The organism is Pseudomonas sp. GL_139_B, from assembly GCF_057834475.1.
This window is the reverse complement of sequence record NZ_CM174403.1, coordinates 71,242-96,633: the sequence shown is the minus strand read 5'-3', so window position 1 is coordinate 96,633 and position 25,392 is coordinate 71,242. Positions and strand designations below refer to the sequence as shown.

Sequence of the window (25,392 nt, the reverse complement as noted above, 5' to 3'; positions counted from 1 at the left end):
AGTTCTGAAGCCCTCGGTTTTGCTGTTTAGTCTGTGCCGCGAGGCTCTAATTCCTCTGTCTCAGGAACTTGAACTTCAGCTGACTCGCGCTTGGCGCACACCTTCTGCCAGCGCCGCGCAAAGGCTAAGCACACCATCAATCGCCTGATCCGGCGTCGAAGCGTTGGCGATGTGATCGATCAACGCCGACCCCACAACTACACCATCAGCCAGACGAGCAATGGAAGCGGCCTGCTCCGGGGTACGAATGCCGAAACCGATGCTGATCGGCAAATCAGTGTGGCGACGCAGACGGGCAACCGCCTCTTCAACGTGTTCCAGAGTCGCTGCACCTGCGCCGGTCACACCGGCAACCGACACGTAGTAAACAAAACCGGAGCTGCCGTTCAGGACAGTCGGAAGACGCACGTCATCGGTGGTCGGGGTGGTCAGGCGGATGAAATCCAGGCCCGCAGCCTGAGCCGGATCGCACAACTCGCCGTTATGTTCCGGCGGCAAGTCGACCACGATCAAACCATCAACGCCGGCTTCTTTGGCATCGGCGATGAAGCGCGGCACGCCGTACATGTGGATCGGGTTGAAATAACCCATCAGCACCAACGGAGTTTCGCTATTGCCTTCACGGAACTCGCGAACCATTTGCAGGGTTTTCGCCAGGTTCTGTTTGGCACCCAAGGCGCGAATGTTAGCGAGTTGGATCGCCGGACCATCGGCCATCGGATCGGTGAAGGGCATGCCCAATTCGATCACGTCGGCGCCAGCCGCGGGCAGGCCTTTAAGGATCGCCAGGGAAGTGTCATAACTCGGGTCGCCAGCGGTGACGAAGGTCACCAGGGCGGCGCGATTCTGTTCCTTGAGTTCGGCAAAGCGCGTTTGCAGGCGGCTCATCAGTGTTTCTCCTGCTTAGATTGTTCCATGTGGTGCATCACGGTTTGCATGTCTTTGTCGCCACGGCCGGACAGGTTGACCACCATCAAGTGATCTTTCGGCAGGGTCGGGGCGCGTTTAAACACTTCGGCCAGAGCGTGGGCACTTTCCAGTGCAGGAATAATCCCTTCCAGGCGGCAGCATTTGTGGAACGCGTCGAGGGCTTCGTCGTCAGTCACCGAGGTGTACTGAACGCGGCCGATGTCATGCAACCAGGCATGTTCCGGGCCGATACCCGGATAGTCGAGGCCGGCCGAAATCGAGTGGGCGTCAATGATCTGACCATCGTCGTCTTGCAACAGGAAGGTACGATTGCCGTGCAACACGCCCGGTACGCCGCCATTCAGACTGGCCGCGTGCTTGCCGGTTTCGATGCCGTAGCCGGCCGCTTCAACGCCGATGATCTCGACGCTTTTGTCGTCAAGGAACGGATGGAACAGGCCCATGGCGTTGGAGCCACCGCCGATGCACGCCACCAGGCTGTCCGGCAGGCGGCCTTCCTGGGCTTGCAACTGATCGCGGGTTTCCTTGCCGATCACGGCCTGGAAGTCGCGAACCATCGCTGGATAAGGGTGCGGACCGGCCACAGTGCCGATCAGGTAGAAGGTGCTGTCGACGTTGGTCACCCAGTCACGCAGCGCTTCGTTCATCGCATCTTTCAGGGTGCCGGTGCCGGCCACGACAGGGATCACTTCAGCACCCAGCAGCTTCATGCGGAACACGTTGGCTTGCTGACGCTCGATGTCGGTGGTGCCCATGTAGATCACGCAGTCCAGACCAAAGCGCGCCGCCACAGTGGCTGTCGCCACGCCGTGCATGCCCGCGCCGGTTTCGGCGATGATGCGTTTCTTGCCCATGCGCCGCGCCAGCAAAATCTGGCCGATGCAGTTGTTGATCTTGTGCGCGCCGGTGTGGTTCAGCTCTTCGCGCTTGAGATAAATCTTCGCGCCGCCGCAAAACTCGGTCAGGCGTTCGGCGTAATACAGCGGGCTTGGACGTCCGACGTAGTCACGCTGGAAGTAGGCCAATTCTTCTTTGAACGTCGGATCTTCCTTGGCCGCTTCATATTCGCGAGCCAGGTCGAGGATCAACGGCATCAGGGTTTCGGCGACGTAGCGGCCGCCGAACGCGCCAAACAGGCCGTTGGCGTCGGGGCCGTTGCGCAGATTAGTCTGAGTCATGGGTCGCTCCGGTTGAATGGGTGGGATGATGCTTTTGAAAAAAGAGTGGGCTTCACTCTACCCCTGATGCCCCGACCTGAAAACCGATAAGATCGCCACAACCTGTCAGGAAAACTCACAGATCCCATGAGCCACGACCTCCCTCCGCTGAATGCGCTTCGTGCTTTTGAAGCGACGGCCCGCCTGAACAGCGTCAGTCAGGCTGCCGAACAGCTGCACGTCACCCATGGCGCGGTCAGCCGGCAGCTTAAAGTGCTCGAAGAACACCTCGGCGTCAGCCTTTTCATCAAGGACGGTCGCGGCCTTAAACTCACAGATGCCGGCATTCGGTTGCGCGATGCCAGCGGCGAAGCGTTCGAACGGTTACGCACGGTGTGTACAGAGCTGAGGCAAAGCACTGCCAATGCGCCCTTTGTACTCGGCTGCTCGGGAAGTCTGCTCGCGCGCTGGTTTATTCCACGCCTGGGACGGCTTAATGCGGACCTGCCGGACTTGCGTCTGCACCTGTCAGCCGGTGAGGGCGATCTCGATCCGCGTCGGCCGGGGCTCGATGCGTTGCTGGTGTTTGCAGAGCCGCCATGGCCTGCGGACATGCAGGTCTATGAATTGACCAGCGAACGGATCGGCCCGGTCATGAGTCCGCGATTCGCCGGCTACGAAAAGTTGCAAGGCGCACCGGCGATAGCACTGCTGAAGGAGCCATTGCTACACACCACGTCACGACCCCAGGCGTGGCCGAGTTGGGCACAGCAAAGTGGCCTCGACGCCAAGGCGTTGAAGTACGGTCAAGGGTTTGAGCATTTGTATTACTTGCTGGAAGCCGCAGTGGCCGGTCTGGGGGTGGCGATTGCACCGGAGCCACTGGTGGCCGAAGACGTGAAGGCCGGTCGCCTGGTTGCGCCATGGGGTTTCAGTGAAACCCCGGCGCAACTGGCGTTGTGGTTACCCAAACGTGCCGCTGACGGGCGGGCTTGGCAACTGGCGCAGTGGCTCAAGAACGAACTGCACCCAGCGGATTAATCCCCGCGTTTGCACAACAGATAGGCCGCGAGAAGGCCCAACGCACCCACGGCAACACCGGCTGTCGTCCAAGGATGTTCCTGGGCGTAGTCCCGAGTGGCGATGCCGGTTTCACGGGTTTTGACTTTGACGTCTTCGTACGCATCGCTAAGCAGATGACGCGAATGTTTCAGCGCACTTTCGGCATTGGCTTTTAAGGCCTTCAGAGTTCTACGCGACTCGTCCGAAGCGTCGTCTTTCAGGTTTTCCAACGATTTCAGCAGACTCTCGATTTCGGCTTCCATGCTTTGCAATGAGGCTTTACGTAATGAAGTGTTGGCCATGGTGGCTCTCCTGCATTGATTGAGTTGCGTCTGTTGGTTGGGACTTCAGGGGTTGGAGAAAGTGCAGTAAATCTGCACAACCCTTTCAGATTGATCGACACAAGTAAGACGAAAAATCACTGCTAGGCTGTAATTCACACCCTGAGGAGAACACCATGACTGACCATCACACCTACAAAAAAGTCGAACTGGTCGGCTCGTCCACCAGCAGCATTGAAGACGCCATCAATAACGCGCTGGCTGAAGCCAGCAAAAGTCTCAAGCTCATGGAATGGTTTGAAGTGACCGAAACTCGCGGGCACATCAAAGACGGCAAGGCTGCACATTTTCAGGTGACACTCAAAGTCGGATTCCGGATTGCCAGCAGCTGAGTTTGAGCTAGTCTTTTGACATTGCGCGCTGGCCGAGTGCCATCTGAAAAGGCAAAGCGCTACCTGTGTGCACCCAGCAGATGAGTGGATGCCCCTTTTGATCCGACCAGGGAATGCGACCGATGAAGAAGTTTATTTTGGCGGTAGGTTTGTTGAGCCTTGCGGGAACAGCCTTTGCCCAGGGCAAGTCGTGCGACGAGCTGAAAGCCGAAATCGCAGCGAAACTGGATGCCAAGGGTATTTCCAATTACACACTGGAAATCGTCGATAAAGGCGCAGCTGCTAACGGAAAAGTCGTTGGCACCTGTGAAAAAGGCTCCAGGCAAATCGTCTACAAGCAGGGCTGACCTGACCGCCCTCGAATATGAAAAAGCCGACGCAATGGTGTCGGCTTTTTTGTGGATGCTGTTTAAGCGTCAGCCCTTCATGACCTGAGCCAGCAGTTCGTAGGAGTGCAGACGATCCGAATGTTCGTACAGGTCGCAGGTAAAAATCAGTTCATCGGCCTGAGTCTGCTCGACCAGAACGTCCAGTTTGGCGCGGATTTTCTGTGGACTGCCGACCATCGCCAATCCTAGAAAATCACTGACCGCTTCCCTCTCATGCGGCAGCCACAACCCGTCCATGGTTTTCACCGGCGGACGCTGAACCAGACTTTGTCCACGCATCAGCGCGAGTATCCGCTGATAAACCGACGTCGCCAGATAATCAGCCTGCTCGTCAGTATCCGCAGCCACCAGAGGCACACCGAGCATCACGTAGGGCTTATCCAATACCGCTGAAGGCTTGAAGTGATTGCGGTAAACGCGAATCGCCTCATGCATGAAACGCGGCGCGAAATGCGAGGCGAAGGCATAGGGCAAACCACGCTCGCCGGCCAGTTGCGCACTGAACAGGCTGGAGCCTAGCAACCAGACCGGGACGTTGGTGCCGGTGCCTGGCATGGCGATGATTCGCTGGTCCGGGGTGCGTGGGCCGAGGTAGCGCATCAATTCGGCCACGTCTTCCGGAAAGTCGTCGGCACTGCCGGAACGTTCACGGCGTAGCGCACGGGCGGTCATTTGATCGGAGCCGGGGGCACGGCCCAAGCCCAGGTCGATACGCCCCGGGTACAGACTTTCCAGGGTGCCGAACTGCTCGGCAATCACCAGCGGCGCGTGGTTAGGCAGCATCACGCCACCCGAACCGACCCGAATAGTCGAAGTGCCGCCCGCCAGATAGCCAAGCAACACGGAAGTCGCCGAACTGGCGATGCCGTCCATGTTGTGGTGCTCGGCGACCCAGAAGCGGTTGAAGCCGAATTTTTCGACGTGCTGCGCCAAGTCCAGGGAATTGCGCAGCGACTGAGCTGCGCTGCCGTTCTCGCGCACAGGCACCAGATCAAGGGTCGAGAACTTGATGTCGGACAATCGTTTCATAAGCCTGCTTCTCCAATTGAGGTCGCAGGTTTTTTATTGCAAACGAAAACCTGCCGAATCCATAAGCGTGCTTCATGCAATGAGGGCATATACCCGAGTTTCAATAGCCAAGCCAAAAAACCTACGAAAACGGTAGGACTAAAGAGATCAGGTGAACTTTGCACCACCGACTATCCTCAGAACCCTGTAACCGAAAACCACGAAGGCGCTCCGCGCCGGATCTTGAGGAGGCAGATATGGCTATTACGAAGAAAGCATCGGCTCATTGGGAAGGTGACCTGAAAACCGGCATCGGCTCAATCTCCACTGAAACCGGCGTACTCAGAGAAGCGCCTTACGGTTTCAAAGCACGTTTTGAGGGCGGCAAAGGTACCAATCCGGAAGAGCTGATCGGCGCCGCTCATGCCGGGTGCTTCTCCATGGCGTTTTCAATGATTCTCGGCGATGCCGGACTCAAGGCTGACAGCATCGATACTCATGCCGAAGTTACCCTGGATCAGGTGGACGGTGGCTTTGCGATCACGGCCGTGAAGTTGATCCTCAAGGCGAAAATCCCTGGAGCGACTCAGGCGCAGTTTGAGGAATTGAGCAACAAGGCCAAAGAAGGCTGCCCGGTTTCCAAAGTGTTGAATGCAAAAATCAGTCTGGAGGCGACGCTGCTCAGCTGATTACAGCTTTTGCAGTCGCCTGGAAAAGATCGCAGCCTTAAGCAGGCAGCGGTCTTTTTTTGCGTCCAGACAAAACCTGACCCGCCACATTGTGGTCGAATAAATGACAGCAGCGAAAGTGTATTACCCTGCGTGCAGTCTAAAAGGAGCTTCAACCATGAAACGTTTTGCCTTGGCGGTTATCTGTTGCGCACTGGCCACATCGGCCCTCGCAGCATCCAAACCCTGTGAAGAACTCAAGGCCGAGATCGAAGCCAAAATCCAGGCCCGAGGGGTTTCGTCCTACACCCTGGAAATCGTCACCAATGACGAAGTGCACGATCAGAACATGGTCGTAGGCTCGTGCGACGGCGGCACCAAGAAAATCATCTACCAGAAAAATGACCGCTGATTCGCCTTACAGGCAATAGGACTCGCTGTCTTCAGCGACGATCTCGCGTTTGGCGTTGTACAACCGGGCGCCTGGGACAAACGCAATCGACTGTCCGACCAGCAAATAACGCTGACCGGCTTCGAAATGATCGTACTTGATGGTCAGGTAGCACAGCCGTTCCGATGGGCCGTCCATAACCCCCATGCCCCCGCCGCCACCGGGCACTTCAAAATCGAAACGGACTAGCAGCACGTGGCTGCCGGGCATGACCTGGAAAAAACGCCCGTCGTTCAATCGCTGGTTGTCTAGTCGCTCGGCCATCAACAACTTATCGTTGGGAAATGGCACAGAAAAGTCGACCCAGGCCATCTGCGGATCAACCGGCGGCAAGGGGCTCTGACAGCCAGCAACAACACTGGCAGCGAGCAACAACATCAACTTGCGCATGATGAATGTCCCAATGAGTTGGTCATTCAGCATAACGCTGATCAGGTGCGTTGGCAGCCTGCCGGTGTGCCTTGGCCAATCACCTTTCGTTGTTGGTTATAGAGTTTTGCCCACGGCCGAAAGCCGATATTCCCCGCTTGCAGCTGATAGCGCTCACCGGCGTTGAATTCGTTGTATTTCACGTTTAAATGACAGTCACGCCACAGCGGCTCGGCATCCGGGCCGATATTGGTCGGCTGGACCGGGAACTGATAACGCACCGTCAGCTCATGACTGCCCGGCGGTACCTGAAAATAACGTTTGTCGGTGGCGGCTTTGTCGTCGACTTCCAACGCCTGCAGCTTCGTGTCTTCCTGCTGAGAGTCCAGGTCGATCCACGCTTGCGACGGGTCATGAAAAGGCAGTCCAAATCCAGCACAGCCCGTCAGCATCAACAGGCCCCCCGTCAGCATCAACTTGTGCATAGCGCAGCTCCGGTCAGGCGGGATAGTCTTGCGGCAGACTTTCCAGGGATGATTTTATTTTGATCAGGCCGTTTCCAAGCCTTGGGTTACTTGATCGCGTTTTCCGCGTTTTGTTTCCGGGTGTGTTGCTTTTGTTACTCAACGGTTGCACCAGCGTCAGCTATTACGGTCAGTTGGCCAGTGGCCAGCTGCAACTGCTGCAGGCTCGTGAGCCGGTGGCCGAGGTGGTTGCCGATCCCTCCCGCGATCAGAAACTGCGCGCCCATCTGGTCCAGTCACAGAAAGCCCGGACATTCGCCAGCGAGCATCTGCACCTGCCAGACAATCAAAGCTATCGGCTGTATGCCGACATTGGCCGGCCGTACGTAGTCTGGAATGTCTTCGTCACCCCGGAGTTTTCCCTGACGTCGCAGAACCATTGCTTCCCGATCGCGGGTTGCGTCGCCTACCGCGGTTACTACAGCCAGAGCGCCGCCCGCGGCGAGGCAGCCGTGCAGCGCCTGCAAGGCATGGACGTATGGATTGGCGGCGTCGAGGCTTACTCGACGCTTGGCTGGTTCAACGATCCGATCATCAGCTCGATGATGGGTTGGGGCGACGAACGGCTGGCGACGCTGATTTTCCATGAGCTGGCGCATCAACGTATTTATGTAAAGGACGACACTGAGTTCAACGAATCTTTCGCCACCTTCGTCGAACAGGAAGGCACACGCCAATGGCGTGCTTCCCGCAGCCTGGCGCCGGATAACGGCGCACAGGCACAGCGACTGGATCAATTTACTCAACTGGTGCTGGACACTCGCACCCGCCTTGAAAAGCTTTACGCACTGCCATTGCCGGCGGATCAAATGCGCCAGCGCAAGGCCGCCGAGTTCGAGCGGCTGCGTAGCGAATACCGGCAGTTACGCGATAGCCAATGGGCCGGGGACAAACGCTATGACGCCTGGATCAACGCGCCAATGAACAATGCCCGGCTGTTGCCGTTTGGGTTGTATGACCAATGGGTGCCGGCATTTAGCGCGCTGTTCAAGAAAGAGGGTGGGGATTGGGTGAGGTTTTATGCGGCGGTCGAGAAATTGGGGGCATTGCCGGTTGTGGAGCGTAAGGCGGCGTTGAAGGCTTTGGCAGAATCTGGAGCTTTCGCTGGCTGAGCGGGCCTCATCGCGGGCAAGCCCGCTCCCACAGGGATCGCTGTATGCCGCAGATCCAATGTGGGAGCGGGCTTGCCCGCGATGGCGATCTAACTAACGCCGCAAAAACGCCCGATGCATCTCATCCAGCGTTTCAAAGTGATAGGTCGGTGCTTCAGCGGCCAACTCCTCGTGGCTGCCAAACCCGTAACCCACCGCCGCCGAGTCCAACCCATTACTGCGCGCACCGATCAGATCGTGCTTACGATCACCGATCATCAGGGTGCTGGCAGGATCCAGGCCTTCTTCAGCCACCAGATGCGCAATCAACTCGACCTTATTTGTACGCGTGCCATCCAGCTCACTGCCATAAACCACTTTGAAGTGTTTGGCGAAGTCAAAATGCCGGGCGATTTCCCGGGCGAAAACCCATGGCTTGGACGTCGCGATGTACAACTGTCGCCCTTGCCCGCCCAATGTTTCCAACAGCGGGGTGACGCCGTCAAACACGCGGTTCTCGTACAGACCGGTAACTTTGAAGCGTTCGCGATAAAAATTCACCGCTTCCCAGGCCTTGGGCTCATCGAAGTCGTAGAACTGCATGAACGCCTGCAACAGCGGCGGGCCGATGAAGTGTTCCAGCCTGGTCAGGTCGGGTTCATCGATGCCCAATTTGCTCAGGGCGAACTGGATCGAACGCGTGATGCCCTCGCGCGGGTCGGTCAACGTGCCATCGAGGTCGAATAAAACGGTTTGGTAATGCATGAGTATTCCTGAGCAATAACGGGACGGGGTCAGAGCTGGTCGTAACCTTCAGCCAGATGCAGATCCTTGAGCTTCACGTAATTGGCCGCGCTGTAGGTGAAAAAGGCTTTTTCCTTGTCGGTCAGCGGACGGATCTGTTTCACCGGGCTGCCCACATACAGGAAACCGCTTTCCAGGCGTTTGCCCGGCGGCACCAGGCTGCCAGCGCCGATGATCACGTCATCCCCGACCACCGCACCGTCCATGACGATGCTGCCCATGCCGATCAGAACCCGGCTGCCCACGTTGCACCCGTGCAGCATGACTTTATGCGCGATGGTCACATCGTCGCCGATCAGCAACGGAAAACCATCGGGATTGAACGGGCCGGCATGGGTAATGTGCAGCACGCAGCCATCCTGAACACTGGTGCGCGCGCCGATGCGGATGCGGTGCATGTCACCGCGGATCACCGTCAGCGGCCAGACAGAGCTGTCTTCGCCGATTTCAACGTCGCCGATTACCACCGCCGATCCGTCGACAAAAGCGCCTTTGCCCAGCAGCGGCGTATGGTTCTGATACTTGCGAAGGGTCACGATAGGGTTTCTCTCTGTTGCTGATAGCTGCGGTGAGCGTCGATTGTAATTAAGATGGCCGCATGTTTCTTCCAGCCAAGGTGCCAACCGTGAGCGTGAACAACCCTCTTTTGCAGTCCTACGACCTGCCGCCGTTCTCGGCGATCCGTGCCGAACACGTGCAACCGGCCATTGAACAGATCCTGGCTGACAACCGCGCCGCCATTATCGAGATCCTCAAGACCCAGGGCAAACAACCGACCTGGGCCGGACTCGTACTGGCGATGGACGAGCTCAATGATCGCCTGGGCGCGGCCTGGAGCCCGGTCAGCCACCTGAATGCCGTGTGCAACAGCGCCGAATTGCGCGAAGCCTACGAATCCTGCCTGCCCGCCCTGAGTGCCTACTCCACCGAGCTGGGCCAGAACCGCGAATTGTTCGAGGCCTTCGAAGCCTTGGCCAACAGCCCGGAAGCCGCCGGTTTCGATGTGGCGCAGAAAACTATCCTGGAACACTCCCTGCGTGACTTCCGTCTGTCGGGTATTGACCTGCCAGAGGCCGAGCAAAAGCGTTACGCCGAAGTGCAGAGCAAGCTCTCGGAACTGGGCAGCCGCTTCTCCAACCAGCTGCTCGACGCCACTCAAGCCTGGACCAGGCACGTCACCGATGAAGCCACCCTCGCCGGCCTGACCGATTCGGCCAAGGCGCAAATGGCCGCCGCCGCACAGGCCAAAGGCCTGGAGGGCTTTCTGATTACCCTGGAATTCCCGAGCTACTACGCGGTGATGACCTACGCCCACGACCGCGCCCTGCGCGAAGAAGTCTACGCCGCCTACTGCACCCGTGCGTCGGACCAAGGCCCGAATGCCGGTCAGAACGATAACGGCCCGGTGATGGGAGAAATCCTCGATCTCCGTCAGGAACTGGCCAAACTGCTCGGCTTCGCCAGCTTCTCCGAACTGAGCCTGGCCACCAAAATGGCCGAGTCCAGCGATCAGGTGCTCGGGTTCCTGCGTGACCTGGCCAAGCGCAGCAAGCCGTTTGCCGCGCAGGACCTGGAACAGCTCAAAGCCTATGCCGCCGAACAAGGCTGCCCGGACCTGCAAAGCTGGGACAGTGGATTCTACGGCGAAAAACTTCGCGAGCAGCGTTACAGCGTTGCTCAGGAGGCCCTGCGCGCCTACTTCCCGATCGACAAAGTGTTGGGCGGCTTGTTCGCCATTGTTCAGCGTCTGTACGGCATCGAAATCGCCGAGCAGAAAGGCTTCGACACCTGGCACCCGGATGTTCGCCTGTTCGAAATCAAGGAAAACGGCCAGCACGTCGGCCGTTTCTTCTTCGACCTTTACGCCCGCGCCAACAAGCGCGGCGGTGCATGGATGGACGGCGCTCGCGACCGTCGCCGCACGGCTGAAGGCGCATTGCAAAACCCGGTGGCCAATCTGGTGTGTAACTTCACTCCGGCTGACAGCGGCAAGCCTGCGCTGCTGACCCACGATGAAGTCACCACTCTGTTCCACGAGTTCGGTCACGGGCTGCATCACCTGCTGACCCGCGTTGAACACGCGGGCGTCTCCGGCATCAATGGCGTGGCCTGGGATGCGGTCGAACTGCCGAGCCAGTTCATGGAAAACTGGTGCTGGGAGCCGGAAGGCCTGGCGCTGATCTCCGGTCATTACGAAACCGGCGAGCCACTGCCTCAAGACCTGCTGCAGAAAATGCTCGCGGCGAAAAACTTCCAGTCCGGTCTGATGATGGTGCGTCAGCTGGAGTTCTCGCTGTTCGACTTCGAACTTCACGCCACCCACGGCGATGGCCGTAGCGTGGCGCAGGTGCTTAAAGGCGTGCGCGATGAGGTCTCGGTCATGCGTCCACCGGCCTACAACCGTTTCCCGAACAGCTTTGCGCATATCTTCGCCGGTGGTTACGCGGCGGGTTACTACAGCTACAAATGGGCGGAAGTGCTGTCAGCCGATGCGTTCTCGAAGTTCGAAGAAGACGGCGTGCTCAATGCTGAGACCGGACGCGCGTTCCGCGAAGCCATTCTGGCGCGCGGTGGTTCCCAAGAGCCGATGGTGCTGTTCGTCGACTTCCGTGGCCGTGAACCCTCGATTGACGCACTCTTGCGCCACAGCGGCCTGAGTGAGGACGCGGCAGCATGAGCGAGGGGCCTGTGATTACCAAAAAACGCTTTATCGCCGGGGCGGTCTGCCCGGCATGCAGCGAGCCGGACAAGCTGATGATGTGGAACGAGGACGAGGTCCCGCACCGCGAGTGCGTGGCCTGCGGTTATTCCGACACGTTGAATGAACAAGGTCTGTCCGTGCCCAAGGAATTGGGCACGCGGGTCAATACATCGGCGCTGAAAGTGCCGGACGCCAAGGTTCAGGCCGTGCAGTTTTTCCCGAACCCCAAGCTGAAGAAAAAGCCTGACGAGCAACACTGAGTGAACACCACCTTATGCCTTTTTTACCGGGCTCAAGGTGGTGCCCTCACCCCCCTGCTTATTCGACGTGAGCGGATTTGAACCAGCTCTTCACCGAACACGTGGCGAACGGACTTGTGCTGCAATCGCCGTTGGCCAATGCAGTGCGAAGCTTGTCGACATCAGCCTGCATCATGTAACGCACGCCATCCTTGAAATGGGTACTGTCGCCAAAACCGCCCTGCGTCATTTCTTTCAGGGCGTCTTCCTTGCTCCAGCCCTGGATCACGACGCGATACATGGCCGCCATCAAGCCCGTACGATCCGACCCGTGCTTGCAATGCATCAGCACCGGGCCATGGGACTCGGCCGTCTCAATAGCACGAAGGGCCTTGAGTACATCCGCGTCATCCACGTGATTGGTACGATAGGGCAATTGGACTTGGGTGACGCCTGGTGTGGTCAACCAGCTGGAATCCGACTCGGGCAGGAAATTGATGACGGTTACCACCTTCAGTTTTTCCAGCAATGGAATGGCGCCGCGGTCAGGCAATGCGCTGCGGTAAAGCGTCGGGGACATCTGAAAGAGGTTGTATTTCACTTCGACCGATTGAGCCCACTCAGCCGGGCGGGGTGAAGCGCTGTCATCCCCATGGGCCAGGGTCAGGTTGAAAAGTGCAGCCATTGACAGCAGAAACGTCGCAGGCAAAAGGCGCAGTCGGGACATGCTCGGACAACCGTATTGAATAGGTACTGCATAGCTTCAGCTTTGAGCAGTCAAAGGCCCGTGAGCCATCCGTCAAAGAATCGTGAATTGAACGGCGGCCCCCGGTTTCTTCTTGTTGCCTATAAATTCCACTAATAAAAAACGACACGGTTAAGTCCCGTGCCGTTTTAGAAGTAATCACTGAGCCATTGGTTTATCAACAGTCATTGATTGCAGAAGTTAAGTTTCAATCAAGGGTTGATAATCTTTGCATAGGCTTTCGCCAACGCAATCAAAACAACTTTGTCTTGCGCGTCGATTGCACCATCCCCGTTGACATCAGGGGTGTTGCCCATGGTAAAGGTGACGCCGCCATCCTTCGACACGGCTTCGCGGGTACTGGTATCCAGCAGAGCGTAGGTTAGCGCACGGTTTTCAGGATCATAACCCTCTTCCTTTAATGCAAACTGCATGGAAACCCGAACTTCTTTTGGACTAACGATAGAAGGCGCCTGTAGTTGTAAAAAAACGCCGCGCTGATTGTAGCCTGACATTTATTAAATCCTTTTAATATTGAAAACACGACCATTTCGTGTGAAGCGAAGAATACTGACTACTTCGAATAAAGTGCCACGCACTTTATGTTTCGCATAATGACGAAGCTCAAAATTGTAAGGTGCTGAACGGCACTGGTCGATTCCGTCAAACCCGTATACTGTATGTACATACAGCTAAAGGATCTTGTCGATGGCTACGCCCTTGCCACCTCGCGGACGCGGCACCGCGACCAACCCGCACAACCGCTTCGCACCGAATCGTTCGATGGCCGAGGATGACGGCTGGTATCAGGAAGCGCCGGTCACTCAGGGCACCGAGGTGCGTAACGAAACGGCGAAAACCATCATCACCCGCAACAACTCACCGGACTTGCCCTTTGATCGCTCGATTAATCCCTATCGCGGCTGCGAGCACGGGTGCATTTATTGCTATGCGCGGCCCAGTCACGCCTATTGGGACATGTCGCCGGGGCTGGATTTCGAAACCAGGCTGATCGCCAAGACCAACGCCGCCGATGTGCTGGAGGAACAGCTGTCCAAACGCGGCTATCAATGCGCACCCATCAATCTGGGCTCCAACACTGATCCGTATCAGCCCATCGAGCGCGATTACAAAATCACCCGCAAAACCCTCGAAGTGCTACTGCGTTACCGTCATCCGGTGACTATCATCACCAAAGGCTCGCTGATTCTTCGTGATCTGGACCTGCTGGCCGAACTCGCCGAGCAGCGCTTGGTGGCGGTGATGATCAGCCTCACCACCCTGGACGACGAACTCAAACGCATACTCGAACCACGTGCAGCGGCACCCAAGGCCCGGTTGCGGGCGATCCGCGTGATGCATGAAGCGGGTATTCCGGTTGGCGTGTTGTGCTCGCCGATGATTCCGATGATCAATGACAGCGAACTAGAAGGCCTGCTGACAGAGGCTCATGCGGCCGGCGCGCAAAGTGCGGCGTACATGATGCTGCGTCTGCCCCTGGAGGTGGCGCCGCTGTTCGAAGAATGGCTGGCCGCCCACTATCCTCAGCGTGCCGCTCATGTGCTGAGCCTGATCCGCCAGAGCCGTCGCGGTGAACTGTATGACAGTCGGTTTGGCGCCCGGATGCGCGGCGAAGGTCCCTTTGCCGACCTGCTGGCGCAACGTTTTGCCAAAACCATCAAACGCCTGGGGCTTAATCGTCGCGAAGCTTTTGATCTGGACTGTGAAGCCTTCTGTCCGCCGGGTCGCCAGATGTCGTTGATTTGAGGACAACTGACCTATCGTAGGAGTAACAAACGCATGGTACCTTCAGGCTGGTCACGTTTTTTTTAACTTGAAACACTTGCTCTAGAGCGTTGGATTCAATTTTAGCTGAGTTTAGGCCGGCACCTTGTTCATCGAGTGACTGGCGGGTCATGCTTGCGACCTGGATGTTTTTTAAACAGCCACTGGCTTCACATCGGACAAAACGGGAAACTGCCTTGATTCCGCCATTGAGGATGAATTTATGAGTGAAAAGGATAAACAGCCATCAGCTGAGTCGGCGCAAGCACTCCCCGAGGCGGAAACCGCCGATGCAGCGCTGCAGCATATCGTTGACGGTTTTTTGCATTTTCATCACGAAGTCTTTCCGCAGCAGGAAGAGCTCTTCAAAAAACTCGCCACGGCCCAGAGTCCCAGAGCGATGTTCATCGCCTGCGCCGATTCGCGCATCGTTCCTGAACTGATCACCCAAAGCGCTCCCGGCGATCTGTTCGTAACTCGTAACGTCGGCAACGTTGTACCGCCTTATGGACAAATGAATGGCGGTGTTTCCACCGCCATCGAGTACGCGGTACTGGCCCTCGGTGTGCAGCACATCATCATTTGCGGGCACTCCGACTGTGGCGCGATGCGTGCAGTGCTAAACCCGCAAAGCCTGGAAAAAATGCCCACGGTCAAAGCCTGGCTGCGTCATGCCGAGGTGGCGAAAACCATGGTCCAGGAAAACTGCCATTGCGCTGACGAAAACGAAAGCATGCACATCCTCACCGAAGAGAATGTGATCGCTCAACTACAGCATTTACGTACGCATCCATCAGTGGCCTCGCGCATGGCCAACGGTCAGCTGTTTATCCATGGTTGGGTCTACAGCATCGAAACCAGCGAAATCAAAGCTTACGACGCGGACCAGGGTTGTTTCCTACCACTCGATGGCAGCCATCCGATTCCGGTGGCAACGCCCAAAGCGCGTTTCTGACACCTCCTGAATTCCCGTATGGTTTAGGCAGAGGTTACCGAATGACGCGCGGTGTTAAGCGCAGATTGGAAGGACCGTTACGAACTACCACCGGCGTAGATGCCGCCGGGTAGATAAACCCCTGTGGGAGCGCTCCCACAGGGGGATGTGTGTTGGGCGTTGGATCAAGCCGCCGGCTGATCCAGCTCCAGGCCTACGCCCAAGCGGCGCGACATGCATGGCCAGCGCTTCCACGCGGCACCGGTGACCGGGCTATCGAGTTTCTCCCGGTAGGCTTCCACCGACTCCAGCGCAAAACTCTCTTCGTTGAGCATCTCGTCGATGGCGTGATGCACCGCTTCGTCCAGTTGGTTGGCAAATTCCTCACCGATCAATTGGTGAGCAATCAAGTTGGCGACCGTCATGTCCAAGGGGATCAGTGGCTGGCCGAAATGTTTGATGTACAGGTCGTTGACCTCTTCTACAAACCGGTGCGCCAGATAGGCTTCGTCCAGCAGGCTGTCCAGACCGACATGCCCGGCCATGATTGCCGGAGGCTGGAGGAAATACTGCTCGGCGATTTTCAGCACCGGTTTGATTTGCGATTCAATACCCGCTTCCCTGGCAACTTCATTGGCTGCGTCCAGCAGATCGGGAACCTCCTCGATGTAGGCAGAAACAAAACGCGTCAGTACGCCATTGGCATCGGCCTCCGGCAATTGGATAGCGGGGTGAAGGTGAGGCAGTTTGGTCAGCAACTGACGTGCCAGCAGGCCGGTCTCTTTCTCGTGTTGTTGGGCTTTTTGGATCTGCTCGCGCAATGCGGCGGTGTTCATGAATACTCCAGTAAACAACGGCAATGAAATAGGGAAGACATAACTTAGCTGCCTTATGAAAAATGCTAAGACGCATTTGTCATAATTATTTCATCCTTGAGACGCCTCCGTTATATCGGTTTGCCACCACTCGTCTGCATCCTTCTCCATTCCTGCCCTTGAACGCAAGTCCCAGCTGTTTCAGATCATTTACGCCTTCACATTGCGAGGTGGCAGTCGCTGTCTATACTCGGGTGGGAATGGAGTTAGCTGATGACGCCCGACTGCACACGCAGCAAGGCTCGGCGATTCAAGTTCGTAGTCTGAAGAAGCCGCTCCCTTGCCGCAGGTGAAAGCCGGCGGGATAACAAGAACGATAAGGGGAACCCGCAATGATGCGACATCCACACGTCTGGATGGGCCTCCTGTTGTGGTCGATTTTCGGTCAGGCGCAAGCTGCCTGGACCGTGAATATGGCGCCAGGAGCGACTGAAATCAGTCACGCAGTATTTGACCTGCACATGACCATTTTCTGGATCTGTGTAGTGATCGGCATCATCGTCTTCGGCGCCATGTTCTGGTCGATGATTCTGCACCGCCGCTCTACCGGGCAGGTGGCAGCAAAATTTCATGAAAGCACCACCGTTGAAATCCTCTGGACCATCGTGCCCTTCCTGATCCTGGTGGCCATGGCGGTGCCTGCGACGGCAACCCTGATCAAGATGTACGACGCCAGTGAGCCGGATATCGACATCCAGATCACCGGTTATCAGTGGAAGTGGCATTACAAATACCTGGGCCAGGACGTTGAGTTCTTCAGCAACCTGACCACCCCCGCCGACCAGATCCATAACAAGGAAACCAAGGGCGAGCACTATTTGCTTGAGGTCGACAAGCCGCTGGTGCTGCCGATCGGCGCGAAGGTGCGCTTCCTGGTGACCTCCGCCGACGTTATCCACTCCTGGTGGGTGCCGGCCTTCGCGGTCAAGCGCGATGCGATCCCGGGATTCGTCAACGAAGCCTGGACCCGCGTCGACAAGCCCGGCATCTACCGTGGTCAGTGCGCCGAGTTGTGCGGCAAGGACCATGGCTTCATGCCGATTGTGGTCGAGGTCAAGGAAAAGGCCGATTACGAAAAATGGCTTGCCGAGCGCAAGGCTGAAGCGCTGCAACTCAAAGAACTGACCAGCAAGGAATGGACCCTCGACGAGCTCAAGGAGCGCGGCGACAAGGTCTATCACACCACCTGCGTGGCCTGTCACCAGGCCGAAGGTCAGGGGCTGCCGCCGATGTTCCCGGCGCTCAAAGGTTCGCCGATTGCTACCGGACCGAAAGCCGATCACCTGCACCGCGTTTACTTCGGCAAACCCGGCACTGCCATGGCGGCGTTCGGCAAGCAGCTCTCGGAAGTCGATATTGCGGCGGTCGTGACCTATGAACGTAATGCCTGGGGCAACAACAAGGGCGACATGGTCACGCCTAAAGAAGTGCTGGAGCTAAAACAGGCGGAAAGCAAATGACCCGGTCTATTGCACACCTAAGGAACCGGTCGGGGCTACGCACTCCGACTTGCCCAGCCCATCTGTTTGCAGGAGACAGGACATGACTGCTGTAATCGATGAACATGTTCATACCGCCACCGAGCACGCCCACGGCCCCGCCAAAGGGCTGATGCGCTGGGTGCTGACCACCAACCACAAAGACATCGGCACGCTGTACCTGTGGTTTGCGTTCTGCATGTTCTTGCTGGGGGGCTCGTTTGCGATGGTGATTCGCGCCGAGCTGTTCCAGCCGGGTCTGCAAATCGTCGAGCCCGCGTTCTTCAACCAGATGACCACCATGCACGGTCTGGTGATGGTGTTCGGCGCGGTGATGCCGGCCTTCGTCGGCCTAGCCAACTGGATGATCCCGTTGATGATCGGCGCGCCGGACATGGCGTTGCCACGGATGAACAACTTCAGCTTCTGGCTGCTGCCGGCGGCGTTCATCCTGTTGGTGTCAACCCTGTTCACCCCTGGTGGTGGTCCGAACTTCGGCTGGACGTTCTACGCCCCGCTGTCGACGACCTACGCACCGGAAAGCGTGACGTTCTTCATCTTCGCCATCCACTTGATGGGGATCAGTTCGATCATGGGCGCGATCAACGTGATCGCCACCATCCTCAACCTGCGCGCCCCCGGCATGACGCTGATGAAAATGCCGCTGTTCGTCTGGACCTGGCTGATCACCGCGTTCTTGCTGATCGCAGTGATGCCGGTACTGGCCGGGTGCGTGACGATGATGCTGATGGACATCCACTTCGGCACCAGCTTCTTCAGTGCCGCCGGTGGCGGTGACCCGGTGTTGTTCCAGCACGTGTTCTGGTTCTTCGGTCACCCCGAGGTGTACATCATGATCCTGCCGGCCTTCGGTGCCGTCAGCTCGATCATTCCGACCTTTTCGCGTAAACCGCTTTTCGGCTACACCTCGATGGTGTATGCGACGGCGAGTATTGCGTTCCTGTCGTTCATCGTCTGGGCGCACCACATGTTTGTGGTCGGCATTCCACTGGTGGGCGAGCTGTTCTTCATGTACGCAACGCTGCTGATCGCAGTGCCAACCGGGGTGAAGGTGTTCAACTGGGCCAGCACCATGTGGCAAGGCTCGCTGACCTTCGAGACGCCGATGCTGTTTGCGGTGGCGTTCGTGATCCTGTTCTCCATCGGCGGCTTCTCCGGGTTGATGCTGGCCATCGCCCCGGCGGACTTCCAGTACCAGGACACCTACTTCGTGGTCGCGCACTTCCACTATGTGCTGGTTCCGGGGGCGATCTTCGGGATCTTCGCCTCGGCCTACTACTGGATGCCGAAATGGACCGGCCACATGTACGACGAAACCCTCGGCAAGCTGCACTTCTGGCTCTCGTTCATCGGCATGAACATGGCGTTCTTCCCGATGCACTTCGTGGGGCTGGCGGGCATGCCACGGCGGATTCCGGACTACAACCTGCAATTTGCCGACTTCAACATGGTCTCCTCGATTGGCGCGTTCATGTTCGGTGCGACGCAGATCTTCTTCCTGTTCATCGTGATCAAGACCATCCGCGGCGGCCCGCCAGCACCGGCCAAACCGTGGGATGGGGCTGAAGGCCTGGAGTGGAGCATTCCATCACCGGCGCCGTATCACACCTTCACCACGCCGCCGGAAGTGAAATGAACACCCTGATTTCTGTAGGAGTGAGCCTGCTCGCGATTCATGCGACGCGGTGTGCCAGATACACCGCTATCGCGAGCAGGCTCGCTCCCACAAAGTTATGCGCAGGGGTTAGAAATCATGGCTGACTCGATTTCGATGAAAAAACTGGTCACCCGCCTGCTGATGGTGGTGGTGGCGATGTTTGTCTTCGGGTTTGCCCTGGTGCCGATTTACGACGTGATGTGCAAGGCCTTCGGCATCAACGGCAAAACTGCCGGGCAATACGAAGGCGAGCAAGTGGTCGATACTTCACGGCAAGTGCGTGTGCAGTTTCTGTCGATGAACAACGCCGACATGCCCTGGGAGTTTTATCCCAAGGGCGATGAACTGACGGCGCACCCTGGGGGGGTGAACGAGATGATTTTCGTCGCCTACAACCCCACCGACCATCCGATGAGTGCCCAGGCCGTGCCGAGCATCGCGCCCAGCACAGCGGCGGCGTACTTCCACAAGACCGAATGCTTTTGTTTTACCCAGCAAGTGCTGCAGCCCGGTCAACGGATCGAGATGCCGGTACGTTTCATCGTTGACCGTGACATGCCCAAGGATGTGAAGCACCTGACGCTGTCCTACACGCTGTTCGATATCACCGCACGTCATCCACCCGTGGCGGTTGCCGCCAACACCGGTGGCTAGGCGCTAATGCGTGCCCGATAAGGAGAACAATAAATGGCAACTCATGAACACTATTACGTACCGGCACAGAGCAAATGGCCGATCATCGCCACACTCGGCATGCTCACCACCGTGTTCGGCCTGGCCACCTGGTTCAACGATCTGAAAGCTGCGCGCCCGGAATCCCACGGTCCGCTGATCTTTTTCGTCGGCGGACTGTTGGTGGCTTACATGCTGTTCGGCTGGTTCGGGACGGTGATCAAGGAAAGTCGCGGCGGGCTGTACAGCGCACAGATGGACCGCTCGTTTCGCTGGGGCATGAGCTGGTTCATCTTCTCCGAGGTGATGTTCTTCATCGCTTTCTTCGGTGCACTGTTTTATGTACGCCATGTCTCTGGCCCGGCCCTCGGCGGCGAAGGCGCTAAAGGCATCGCGCACATGCTGTGGCCAAACTTCGAATGGACCTGGCCGCTGCTGAACAACCCCGACTCGAAACTGTTTATACCGCCCAAGGAAGTCATCAGCCCGTGGGGGTTGCCGCTGCTCAACACCGCGCTGTTGGTGAGCTCCAGCGTGACCGTGACCATCGCCCACCACGCGCTGAAAAAAGGCCATCGCGGTGCACTGAAACTCTGGCTGGCGCTCACCGTATTGCTGGGCTGTGCATTCCTCACCTTCCAGGCTGAAGAATACATGCACGCCTACCGCGAACTGGGCCTGACCCTCGGCTCCGGCATCTACGGTGCGACGTTCTTCATGCTCACCGGTTTCCACGGCGCCCACGTGACTATCGGCACGATCATCTTGTTTGTGATGTTGATGCGGATCATGCGTGGGCACTTCGATAACGAGCACCAGTTCGGCTTCGAGGCGGCGACTTGGTACTGGCACTTCGTGGACGTGGTGTGGATCGGTTTGTTCGTTTTCGTCTACGTGCTTTAACGGCATCACCAAGGCGCAGTAGAGACCAACTGGCCGCTGAAGAAACCCCAGGCAATCAAACCGACGGTGATAGCGGCCAGGGCTACACGAACACTCAAGGCAATGACGAGGCGGTTCGAGCTGCTGTCGTCCTTGACCAGAAAAAACAGGCCGCTGAACAGGCTGACAACTGTGGCAATCAGCATCAGGACGATGGCTGCTTTGAGCATGGTGAGACTCCGGGGGAATGGCGATGCACTTGAGTATAGCTATCGCGAATGCCGACTTTTTGGCCACGCCATGAAGCGCTTTCGGCCAGGCATCGTGCCGACACTGGTGGTCGCCCTCTTGCTGCCGCTGTTGGTGTCGCTCGGGTTCTGGCAGCTGAACCGCGGCGCGGAAAAAAGCGCGCTGCTGCAAAGCTACGCCGAGCGTCGTGTCGCCGAACCGATGGCCAGTACCGAACTGCAACACTCCCAGGATCCGGCCTTCCGCCGGGTTCGTCTGCACGGTCAGTTTGACGCCGCGCACAGCCTGTTGCTGGACAACCGCCAACGCGACGGCAAGGTCGGCGTTGAGTTGTTGCAACCGTTTCAGGACCAGGCGACCGGCCTTTGGCTGCTGGTCAATCGCGGCTGGCTGCCATGGCCGGACCGGCGCACACCGCCACAGTTCATCACCCCGACTCAGGCGTTGAGCCTGGACGCCTGGGTCTACGTATCCCCCGGCGCGACCTTCCAATTACACGCCGATCCGAGCACCACCACCTGGCCTGAGTTGATTACCGCCGTTGAGCCTTCGAAGCTCTGGGCGGCGCTGGGCCGTGAAGGGTTTGCCTACGAGTTACGCGCAGAAAAGGGTCTCGCGACTTACCAGGCCGATTGGCCAGTAGTCGCCATGGGCCCGGAAAAACACATCGCTTATGCCGTGCAGTGGTTCGCCATGTCGATTGCCCTGTTCGGCCTCTATCTCTATCTCGGCTGGCACAACGCAAAGGAGAAACACCATGGGAGCGGCCATGAATCCACCCAGCATGTCTGAGGCGAAAACGTCGGCGAGTCGACGCAAGGGTCGCTTGCAGTTGCTGCTGATTCTGCTCGGGGTGATCGGTCCGATGATCCTCGCCACCGGCATGTACAAATTGCAGTTCTGGGTGCCGGAGGGTCGCAGCTATCACGGCGAACTGATCGGTAACGGCCAGACCCGCGCTGACCTCGGCGTACAGGCGCAAGAGGATCGTTGGCAGATATTGGTGACCGCGCCCAAGGATTGCTCGGTGGACTGCCAGCAACTGGTATACCTGGCGCGGCAGATCCAGATCGGCCTCGGTCCTGATGCCGGGCGCGCCAGTCATGCCTTGGCTGCGGCACAACCGCTGAGCAGTGAATACGACGCCAAGCTGACTCGCGAGTATCCTCAACTGCAGCGGTATCCCCTGGACCTCGCCACCTTCGGTACCTTCAACAAAACCGCCGGCACTGGGGGAAAAACCGTGCCACAGCTGTGGATCATCGACCCTCACGGCAATCTGGTGCTGCGCTACGACCCGACGGTGAAGGGCAAGGACTTGCTCAACGACCTGCGCCATTTGCTGAAACTGTCGAACATCGGATAAGGGCATCGTCATGGCCAAACCTGGATTTCGCCTCGCGCTGTTTGCCACCTTGCTGGCATTGATTGTGGTGCTCCTTGGCGCCTACACCCGCCTGACCCACGCCGGTCTCGGCTGCCCGGACTGGCCGGGTTGCTACGGCTTTATCAGCGTGCCGAAAAGCGAAGTTCAATTGGCCCATGCCGAACTGCATTTTCCCGACGCTCCCGTCGAAGCCCATAAGGGCTGGAACGAGATGGTTCACCGCTACTTCGCCGGTACCCTGGGGCTGTTGATCTCGGTGCTGGCGGGTCGCGCCTGGGTTCATCGTCGTCATCCGGGGCAACCGGTGAAGTTGCCGTTGTTTCTGCTGGCGGTGGTATTCGCCCAAGCCGCGTTCGGCATGTGGACGGTGACGCTCAAACTTTGGCCGCAAGTGGTCACCGGGCATTTACTCGGTGGTTTTGCGACGTTGAGCCTGCTGTTTTTGCTGACGTTGCGATTGTCCGGGGTGTTGCCGGCGCTGACCGTGCCACGGCGTTTGCAGTACTGGGCGACCGCCGGGTTGCTTCTGGTCATCCTGCAAATTGCCTTGGGTGGCTGGGTCAGTTCCAACTACGCGGCGGTGGCCTGCATCGACTTCCCCACCTGCCACGGTCAATGGCTGCCGCCGGCTGATTTCGCCAACGGCTTTCACCTGACTCAGCACATCGGCCCCAATTATCTCGGCGGGCAACTGGACAGTGATGCCCGCACAGCGATTCATTTGACTCACCGTATCGGCGCGCTGCTGGTCACGCTCGTATTGCTCGGGCTGGCCTGGCAACTGAAAGTCGTCGGCATGACACGCCTTGCGGGGCTGGTGTTGATTGCGCTCGCCGCACAAATCACCCTCGGTATCAGCAACGTGTTGTTCCACCTGCCGCTGCCGGTGGCCGTCGCGCACAACGCGGGCGGCGCGGCACTGTTGCTGACAATGGTGCTGGTCAATTATCACGCGCGAACCAGTCTGGTTCGGGTCAAAAAGCAATCCCTTGCGCGCTGGCGGTTCAGCCCGCGTAAACACTCGGCCGGGCCTATAACAATAAAAGGAGAGATGCCATGGCGACGCTGATCGGCGAACGTCACAGTCAGGCAATCTGGCGTGACTATCTGGAGCTGACCAAGCCGAAAGTGGTGGTGCTGATGCTCATCACCTCGCTGGTCGGCATGTTCCTCGCGACTCGCGCCGGGGTGCCGTGGACGGTGCTGGTGTTCGGCAATCTGGGGATCGCTCTGTGTGCCGGTGGCGCTGCGGCCGTTAATCATGTGGTGGACCGGCGCATTGATGCGGTGATGGCTCGCACGCACAAACGTCCGTTGGCCGAAGGCCGGGTATCACCGGCGGCGGCGCTGACGTTTGCCTTGGTATTGGCGGTGCTGGGCCAGGCCGTGCTGCTCGCTTTCACCAACCCGCTGACGGCATGGCTGACCCTGGCTTCGCTGCTCGGATACGCGGTGGTCTATACCGGTTTCCTGAAACGCGCGACTCCGCAGAACATCGTCATCGGCGGCCTGGCCGGTGCTGCCCCGCCACTGCTCGGCTGGACCGCTGCCACCGGTCACGTCAGCGCCGAACCGCTGCTGCTGGTGCTGATCATCTTCGCCTGGACCCCGCCGCACTTCTGGGCGTTGGCGATTCACCGCAAAGAGGAATACGCCAAGGCCGATATTCCGATGCTGCCGGTGACCCATGGCGAGCACTACACCAAGGTTCACATCCTGCTTTATACCTTCGCGTTGCTGGCGGTCAGCCTGATGCCCTATGTGATCCACATGAGCGGCATGCTCTACCTGATTTGCGCGCTGGGGCTGGGCGCAAGGTTTCTGCAATGGGCCGTGGTGCTGTACCGTGGCACTCGGCCGCACGCGGCGATCAACACGTTCAAGTACTCTATTTATTACTTGTTCCTGCTGTTTATCGCGCTGCTCGTAGACCACTACTTACTGTTGAACCTATGACTCGAACCCAGAAAACCGTCTTCATTCTCGTCGCCCTGATCGCACTGGTCCTGGGCCTGACCATCAACAAAGTGCTGTCCGGTAAAGGCCAGGGTGACCCCACGGCACTGATCGACGCGGGCATCATCATGCTGCCGCAAAGCCGCAACCTGCCCGACGTGAAGATGACCGATCAGGACGGCAACCCGGTGACGGTCAATCAGCTGAAAGACAAGTGGAGCTTGCTGTTCTTCGGCTACACCTTCTGCCCGGACATCTGCCCGACCACTCTCGCCCAGTTGCGTCAGATCAAGAGTGAGCTGTCGCCAGAGGCGGCGGCCAAGTTGCAGATCATCCTGGTCAGCATCGACCCGAACCGCGATACCCCGACTCAGCTCAAACAATACCTGGGCTACTTCGATCCCCAGTTCAAAGGCCTGACCGCTTCCTCGGTTGATGACATTCAGACGCTGGCCAACGCGGTGAGCATTCCGTTTATTCCGGCGGACACCAGCAAGGCCAATTACACGGTTGATCACAGCGGCAATCTGGCGGTGATCGGGCCGGATGGCACACAGCGCGGGTTTATTCGGGCGCCGTTGAACAACGCTAAATTGGTGGCGCAGTTGCCGGTGATGCTTAACCGCAAATAAGCGACATAAATCCCTGTAGGAGCCCGGCTTGCCGGCGATGGCGATCTCACGGA

The 25,392-nt window shown here is 58.1% G+C and carries 31 protein-coding genes; 19 read left to right on the top strand and 12 right to left on the bottom strand.

Annotated features, from left to right (window positions below; genetic code table 11):
- Positions 1-75: 75 nt before the first annotated feature.
- Together trpA and trpB are read right to left on the bottom strand one after the other, a co-directional pair.
- Positions 76-888: a tryptophan synthase subunit alpha gene (gene trpA / locus AC3ISI_RS00485; protein WP_223521119.1), complete on the bottom strand. Its 813-nt coding sequence runs from the start codon at positions 886-888 to the stop codon at positions 76-78.
- Positions 888-2,108 carry a tryptophan synthase subunit beta gene (gene trpB, locus AC3ISI_RS00480; RefSeq protein ID WP_489334988.1) on the bottom strand — a complete coding sequence of 407 codons (1,221 nt, stop codon included), beginning with the start codon at positions 2,106-2,108 and terminating at the stop codon, positions 888-890. The genes trpA and trpB overlap by 1 nt, the downstream gene beginning before the upstream one ends.
- Before the next feature lie 126 nt (positions 2,109-2,234).
- Here trpB and AC3ISI_RS00475 point away from each other — a divergent pair, with 126 nt between their 5' ends.
- Positions 2,235-3,128 (top strand): LysR family transcriptional regulator, encoded by an 894-nt coding sequence (locus AC3ISI_RS00475; protein WP_489334987.1) that lies wholly within the window; start codon positions 2,235-2,237, stop codon positions 3,126-3,128.
- Here AC3ISI_RS00475 and AC3ISI_RS00470 read toward each other — a convergent pair.
- Positions 3,125-3,451 (bottom strand): ElaB/YgaM/YqjD family protein, encoded by a 327-nt coding sequence (locus AC3ISI_RS00470; RefSeq protein ID WP_489334986.1) that lies wholly within the window; start codon positions 3,449-3,451, stop codon positions 3,125-3,127. The two genes, AC3ISI_RS00475 and AC3ISI_RS00470, sit on opposite strands and share 4 nt — an antisense overlap.
- A gap of 155 nt (positions 3,452-3,606) precedes the next feature.
- Between AC3ISI_RS00470 and AC3ISI_RS00465 the strand changes: the two genes are divergently transcribed.
- The gene (locus AC3ISI_RS00465) at positions 3,607-3,822 is read left to right on the top strand and encodes a dodecin (RefSeq protein WP_007947897.1); all 216 of its coding nucleotides are present in this window, start codon (positions 3,607-3,609) and stop codon (positions 3,820-3,822) included.
- Between the two features lie 122 nt (positions 3,823-3,944).
- Positions 3,945-4,169 (top strand): DUF1161 domain-containing protein, encoded by a 225-nt coding sequence (locus AC3ISI_RS00460; RefSeq protein WP_489334985.1) that lies wholly within the window; start codon positions 3,945-3,947, stop codon positions 4,167-4,169.
- A gap of 69 nt (positions 4,170-4,238) precedes the next feature.
- Here AC3ISI_RS00460 and AC3ISI_RS00455 read toward each other — a convergent pair whose 3' ends face one another.
- On the bottom strand, positions 4,239-5,240 hold the full coding sequence (locus tag AC3ISI_RS00455) for an LLM class flavin-dependent oxidoreductase (protein ID WP_489334984.1): 1,002 nt from the start codon (positions 5,238-5,240) through the stop codon (positions 4,239-4,241).
- A 236-nt stretch (positions 5,241-5,476) separates the two neighbouring features.
- On the opposite strand from AC3ISI_RS00455, the gene AC3ISI_RS00450 reads away from it, so the two are divergent.
- Both AC3ISI_RS00450 and AC3ISI_RS00445 read left to right on the top strand, forming a co-directional pair.
- A complete protein-coding gene (locus AC3ISI_RS00450; protein WP_489334983.1) occupies positions 5,477-5,908 on the top strand; it encodes an OsmC family protein in 432 nt (143 codons plus the stop codon).
- Between the two features lie 157 nt (positions 5,909-6,065).
- Entirely contained in the window at positions 6,066-6,299 is a 234-nt protein-coding gene (locus tag AC3ISI_RS00445) for a DUF1161 domain-containing protein (RefSeq protein WP_489334982.1), read from the top strand.
- 6 nt (positions 6,300-6,305) lie between these two features.
- Here AC3ISI_RS00445 and AC3ISI_RS00440 read toward each other — a convergent pair whose 3' ends face one another.
- Together AC3ISI_RS00440 and AC3ISI_RS00435 are read right to left on the bottom strand one after the other, a co-directional pair.
- A complete protein-coding gene (locus AC3ISI_RS00440; RefSeq protein ID WP_489334981.1) occupies positions 6,306-6,728 on the bottom strand; it encodes a PA0061/PA0062 family lipoprotein in 423 nt (140 codons plus the stop codon).
- 41 nt (positions 6,729-6,769) lie between these two features.
- The gene (locus tag AC3ISI_RS00435) at positions 6,770-7,192 is read right to left on the bottom strand and encodes a PA0061/PA0062 family lipoprotein (protein ID WP_489334980.1); all 423 of its coding nucleotides are present in this window, start codon (positions 7,190-7,192) and stop codon (positions 6,770-6,772) included.
- 59 nt (positions 7,193-7,251) lie between these two features.
- On the opposite strand from AC3ISI_RS00435, the gene AC3ISI_RS00430 reads away from it, so the two are divergent.
- The gene (locus AC3ISI_RS00430) at positions 7,252-8,343 is read left to right on the top strand and encodes an aminopeptidase (RefSeq protein ID WP_489334979.1); all 1,092 of its coding nucleotides are present in this window, start codon (positions 7,252-7,254) and stop codon (positions 8,341-8,343) included.
- Between the two features lie 93 nt (positions 8,344-8,436).
- Here AC3ISI_RS00430 and AC3ISI_RS00425 read toward each other — a convergent pair whose 3' ends face one another.
- Together AC3ISI_RS00425 and AC3ISI_RS00420 are read right to left on the bottom strand one after the other, a co-directional pair.
- A complete protein-coding gene (locus tag AC3ISI_RS00425; RefSeq protein WP_489334978.1) occupies positions 8,437-9,087 on the bottom strand; it encodes an HAD family hydrolase in 651 nt (216 codons plus the stop codon).
- 29 nt (positions 9,088-9,116) lie between these two features.
- Positions 9,117-9,662, bottom strand: coding sequence for a gamma carbonic anhydrase family protein (locus AC3ISI_RS00420; protein ID WP_489334977.1), 546 nt, complete (start codon positions 9,660-9,662; stop codon positions 9,117-9,119).
- 89 nt (positions 9,663-9,751) lie between these two features.
- Here AC3ISI_RS00420 and prlC point away from each other — a divergent pair, with 89 nt between their 5' ends.
- Positions 9,752-11,803, top strand: coding sequence for an oligopeptidase A (gene prlC / locus AC3ISI_RS00415; RefSeq protein ID WP_489334976.1), 2,052 nt, complete (start codon positions 9,752-9,754; stop codon positions 11,801-11,803).
- The gene (locus AC3ISI_RS00410; protein ID WP_008152496.1) at positions 11,800-12,087 is read left to right on the top strand and encodes a YheV family putative zinc ribbon protein; all 288 of its coding nucleotides are present in this window, start codon (positions 11,800-11,802) and stop codon (positions 12,085-12,087) included. Before prlC ends, AC3ISI_RS00410 begins: the two co-directional genes overlap by 4 nt.
- 58 nt (positions 12,088-12,145) lie before the next feature.
- Here the strand turns inward: AC3ISI_RS00410 and AC3ISI_RS00405 are convergent, their stop codons facing one another.
- Entirely contained in the window at positions 12,146-12,793 is a 648-nt protein-coding gene (locus AC3ISI_RS00405) for a phosphatase domain-containing protein (RefSeq protein WP_489334975.1), read from the bottom strand.
- A 230-nt stretch (positions 12,794-13,023) separates the two neighbouring features.
- Positions 13,024-13,326 carry a hypothetical protein gene (locus AC3ISI_RS00400; RefSeq protein ID WP_489334974.1) on the bottom strand — a complete coding sequence of 101 codons (303 nt, stop codon included), beginning with the start codon at positions 13,324-13,326 and terminating at the stop codon, positions 13,024-13,026.
- A gap of 193 nt (positions 13,327-13,519) precedes the next feature.
- On the opposite strand from AC3ISI_RS00400, the gene AC3ISI_RS00395 reads away from it, so the two are divergent.
- Positions 13,520-14,578 carry a PA0069 family radical SAM protein gene (locus AC3ISI_RS00395; RefSeq protein ID WP_489334973.1) on the top strand — a complete coding sequence of 353 codons (1,059 nt, stop codon included), beginning with the start codon at positions 13,520-13,522 and terminating at the stop codon, positions 14,576-14,578.
- A gap of 241 nt (positions 14,579-14,819) precedes the next feature.
- On the top strand, positions 14,820-15,551 hold the full coding sequence (locus tag AC3ISI_RS00390) for a carbonic anhydrase (protein WP_489334972.1): 732 nt from the start codon (positions 14,820-14,822) through the stop codon (positions 15,549-15,551).
- 164 nt (positions 15,552-15,715) lie between these two features.
- Here the strand turns inward: AC3ISI_RS00390 and AC3ISI_RS00385 are convergent, their stop codons facing one another.
- Entirely contained in the window at positions 15,716-16,366 is a 651-nt protein-coding gene (locus AC3ISI_RS00385) for a hypothetical protein (RefSeq protein ID WP_489334971.1), read from the bottom strand.
- 371 nt (positions 16,367-16,737) lie between these two features.
- Here AC3ISI_RS00385 and coxB point away from each other — a divergent pair, with 371 nt between their 5' ends.
- The 4 genes from coxB (at position 16,738) to AC3ISI_RS00365 (ending at position 21,136) form a co-directional block, all read left to right on the top strand.
- Entirely contained in the window at positions 16,738-17,865 is a 1,128-nt protein-coding gene (gene coxB / locus AC3ISI_RS00380; protein ID WP_489334970.1) for a cytochrome c oxidase subunit II, read from the top strand.
- A gap of 82 nt (positions 17,866-17,947) precedes the next feature.
- The gene (gene ctaD / locus AC3ISI_RS00375; RefSeq protein WP_489334968.1) at positions 17,948-19,540 is read left to right on the top strand and encodes a cytochrome c oxidase subunit I; all 1,593 of its coding nucleotides are present in this window, start codon (positions 17,948-17,950) and stop codon (positions 19,538-19,540) included.
- A gap of 117 nt (positions 19,541-19,657) precedes the next feature.
- Positions 19,658-20,215, top strand: coding sequence for a cytochrome c oxidase assembly protein (locus tag AC3ISI_RS00370; RefSeq protein WP_489334967.1), 558 nt, complete (start codon positions 19,658-19,660; stop codon positions 20,213-20,215).
- A gap of 33 nt (positions 20,216-20,248) precedes the next feature.
- Positions 20,249-21,136, top strand: coding sequence for a cytochrome c oxidase subunit 3 (locus AC3ISI_RS00365; protein WP_489334966.1), 888 nt, complete (start codon positions 20,249-20,251; stop codon positions 21,134-21,136).
- A 5-nt stretch (positions 21,137-21,141) separates the two neighbouring features.
- Here the strand turns inward: AC3ISI_RS00365 and AC3ISI_RS00360 are convergent, their stop codons facing one another.
- Positions 21,142-21,345 (bottom strand): twin transmembrane helix small protein, encoded by a 204-nt coding sequence (locus AC3ISI_RS00360; RefSeq protein WP_094469789.1) that lies wholly within the window; start codon positions 21,343-21,345, stop codon positions 21,142-21,144.
- A gap of 70 nt (positions 21,346-21,415) precedes the next feature.
- Here AC3ISI_RS00360 and AC3ISI_RS00355 point away from each other — a divergent pair, with 70 nt between their 5' ends.
- From AC3ISI_RS00355 to AC3ISI_RS00335, 5 genes are read left to right on the top strand one after another with little or no spacing between them, the layout of a single operon-like run.
- Positions 21,416-22,156, top strand: a complete 741-nt coding sequence (locus AC3ISI_RS00355) for an SURF1 family protein (protein ID WP_489334965.1) — start codon at positions 21,416-21,418, stop codon at positions 22,154-22,156.
- Positions 22,122-22,730: a hypothetical protein gene (locus AC3ISI_RS00350; protein WP_489334964.1), complete on the top strand. Its 609-nt coding sequence runs from the start codon at positions 22,122-22,124 to the stop codon at positions 22,728-22,730. The genes AC3ISI_RS00355 and AC3ISI_RS00350 overlap by 35 nt, the downstream gene beginning before the upstream one ends.
- Before the next feature lie 10 nt (positions 22,731-22,740).
- The gene (locus tag AC3ISI_RS00345) at positions 22,741-23,820 is read left to right on the top strand and encodes a COX15/CtaA family protein (RefSeq protein WP_489334963.1); all 1,080 of its coding nucleotides are present in this window, start codon (positions 22,741-22,743) and stop codon (positions 23,818-23,820) included.
- The gene (cyoE, locus tag AC3ISI_RS00340; protein ID WP_007947928.1) at positions 23,808-24,707 is read left to right on the top strand and encodes a heme o synthase; all 900 of its coding nucleotides are present in this window, start codon (positions 23,808-23,810) and stop codon (positions 24,705-24,707) included. The genes AC3ISI_RS00345 and cyoE overlap by 13 nt, the downstream gene beginning before the upstream one ends.
- A complete protein-coding gene (locus AC3ISI_RS00335) occupies positions 24,704-25,339 on the top strand; it encodes an SCO family protein (protein ID WP_489334962.1) in 636 nt (211 codons plus the stop codon). The genes cyoE and AC3ISI_RS00335 overlap by 4 nt, the downstream gene beginning before the upstream one ends.
- Positions 25,340-25,392 lie beyond the last annotated feature (53 nt).